The organism is Vibrio sp. D173a (assembly GCF_030248475.1).
The window spans coordinates 1-855 of record NZ_JAHGAH010000697.1 but is presented as its reverse complement, the minus strand read 5'-3'; the positions used below and the strand labels follow the sequence as shown (position 1 = coordinate 855).

At 46.2% G+C, this 855-nt stretch carries 1 protein-coding gene and 1 pseudogene; both read left to right on the top strand.

Going from position 1 to position 855, the window contains the following annotated elements; translation table 11 throughout:
* On the top strand, positions 1–319 hold a 319-nt coding region (locus KIV40_RS28610; RefSeq protein WP_285352602.1), incomplete at its 5' end, for a TetR family transcriptional regulator C-terminal domain-containing protein.
* Between the two features lie 118 nt (positions 320–437).
* Positions 438–855: pseudogene (locus KIV40_RS28605) on the top strand (NADP-dependent oxidoreductase); the annotation flags it as partial.

Sequence of the window (855 nt, the reverse complement as noted above, 5' to 3'; positions counted from 1 at the left end):
TCGCTGGCGTGACACACCAAACGGTGGCTGCAACGCTCACAAATGTTTGGTTGTAAAGCTCTCAGCAGAGGTATCTGATCTTTCTGATTCAATGCGACTCGCTTTGCAAAAAGGTGCTGACAGTGTGGTTCAGCAAATGGCAACGTGTTTAGAAAATGGTGTTAAAGAAGGGTCGATTGCTTCATTAGACCACCAGCAAGTCGCTAAAAACCTTTATTCACTCTGGTTAGGCGCGAGTCTGTTAAGTAAGTTGAGCCAAAATCCAGATACCCTAGACAGCGCTTTTGACGAAACAAAACGTATCATCGCGCTAGCTTAGTCACTCGAATGACACGAACATAACAATAACTTTCCCGCCTCAATAAGATAGGCGGGATTTTTAGAAACACACACTAGACGCCTGGTCTAATATAAACAGACATCATTAAGGATATCCAATGACTGACAACAGAAGAATCGTACTCGCCTCCCGCCCTGTCGGTGCACCAACAGAACAGAACTTCCGATTAGAGACAGTGACTAAACCAAGTATTAATAGCGGTGAAGTCTTATTGCGCTCGATCTACCTATCGCTTGACCCGTACATGCGTGGTCGTATGAATGACGCAAAATCTTACGCAGATCCAGTCGCAATTGACGATGTGATGGTCGGTGCAACAGTTTGCCAAGTCGAGCAATCACAACATTCAGACTACCAAGTCGGCGAATGGGTATTGGCGTACACGGGTTGGCAAGATTATGGCGTATCTAATGGCGAAGGCTTGGTCAAGCTTGGCATGAACCCTAGTCACCCTTCTTTTGCTTTGGGCATTATGGGTATGCCGGGCTTTACCGCCTACATGGGTTTGTTGGATA